This window comes from Halorubrum halophilum (assembly GCF_000739595.1).
Classification (GTDB): domain Archaea; phylum Halobacteriota; class Halobacteria; order Halobacteriales; family Haloferacaceae; genus Halorubrum; species Halorubrum halophilum.
In genome coordinates, this window is record NZ_BBJP01000070.1 from 1 (window position 1) to 1,125 (window position 1,125).

1 protein-coding gene and 1 pseudogene are annotated in these 1,125 nt (G+C 57.5%); one reads left to right on the top strand and one right to left on the bottom strand.

The window, feature by feature from the left end; all coding sequences use genetic code 11:
- Window positions 1-16 precede the first annotated feature (16 nt).
- Window positions 17-157 (top strand): annotated as a pseudogene (locus tag ACP96_RS19820) (protease); the annotation flags it as partial.
- A 60-nt stretch (window positions 158-217) separates the two neighbouring features.
- On the opposite strand, the gene ACP96_RS15490 reads toward ACP96_RS19820, so the two are convergent.
- On the bottom strand, window positions 218-1,048 hold the full coding sequence (locus ACP96_RS15490) for an IS5 family transposase (RefSeq protein ID WP_050034012.1): 831 nt from the start codon (window positions 1,046-1,048) through the stop codon (window positions 218-220).
- Window positions 1,049-1,125 lie beyond the last annotated feature (77 nt).

Consider the following 1,125-nt stretch of genomic DNA (forward strand, 5'->3'; position numbering starts at 1 on the left):
TGGATAGTGTAGGTTGGGAAGGCTCATCTCCCGCGACGCGAGCCTTGATCAGCAGGTGAGCGCACTCTGTATCTCCAGCTCTGACCGTGGCTTCCTCCAACAAATTGTCTCCACGCACCCGCCCATGGAGAAGCGTATCCAGCGGCTCCGCTCGTAGATGCCCGGGGTCCGCGAACTCCTCGCAGGGCTGTGTTGAATCGCTGTAAGGCGTAGAGATTCACTGTTTGACGAAGCGCTTGATGTTATAGACGACACACATCAGCGCGATTTCGCGGAACTCACGAAACCATGACCGCGCTCGCACGGCGAAGCCGAGCGAGCGCTTCACAGCCGAGTTCACAGTTTCAGTCATAGAGCGCTGATTGTAGCGGTTATCGTCGATTCTGGCGTTGTGTGCGTGGTCGTACGGAGCGAAGATGCGGTGCTTGATCAGCGGTCTGATCCCGAGCTCGCGTAATCCTTCACGAAGCGATTGCTTGTCATATCCTTTATCGGCCGCGAGAGACCGCAGATCGCCCGCGTTCCGGCGGGCGATCTGCTCAGCAAGATCGGCGTCACTTCCCTCCCGGTTCGTTGAGCAGTGAACGTCAAGGACGGCTTGAGACGCTGTATCGACGAGTTTCGTGACTTTGAGCTTCTGAACGCGGTAGCTGATTCGCTGGCAGTAGTGGCGGCTTGCTGGTGAGCGGTCGTAGAATGTGGCGTCGATCGCAGCGTGTTCAGAGAGATCGTGCAGCTGCGCCGACTGGCGCAGCAGCACTCGACAGACGCTCATGCTGATCCGGTCGAACGCTTTACACAACGTGGACGGCGCAGGGAGATCGGACGCGTTGAGGCCGATCTCCCCGGTTATTTGTGGCATCTCTTTGAGTAAGTCGATCGTTATGCGGTACGATGAATCGAGGTAAATCCGCAGACAGTGAAGGGAAACGAGTGCATAGTCGGCGAATCCGCCGCCACCTTCCGGGGCGGCGGATTCGCCTCCATCGCCAGTAACTCTTTGAGCAACCGGTACAACCTCCCCGATGAAGCGGGAGATTTGCGTCATAGACAACCGCATTCTCCCGCTTCAACTCCTTTGATTTAGCGGCCTACCTCGCTGCTGTATGGCGATTCAACACAGCC

Coding starts and splice junctions, on each gene's coding strand:
- ACP96_RS15490 (WP_050034012.1), bottom strand. CDS start 1,048: ATGACGCAAATCTCCCGCTTCATCGGGGAGGTTGTACCGGTTGCTCAA.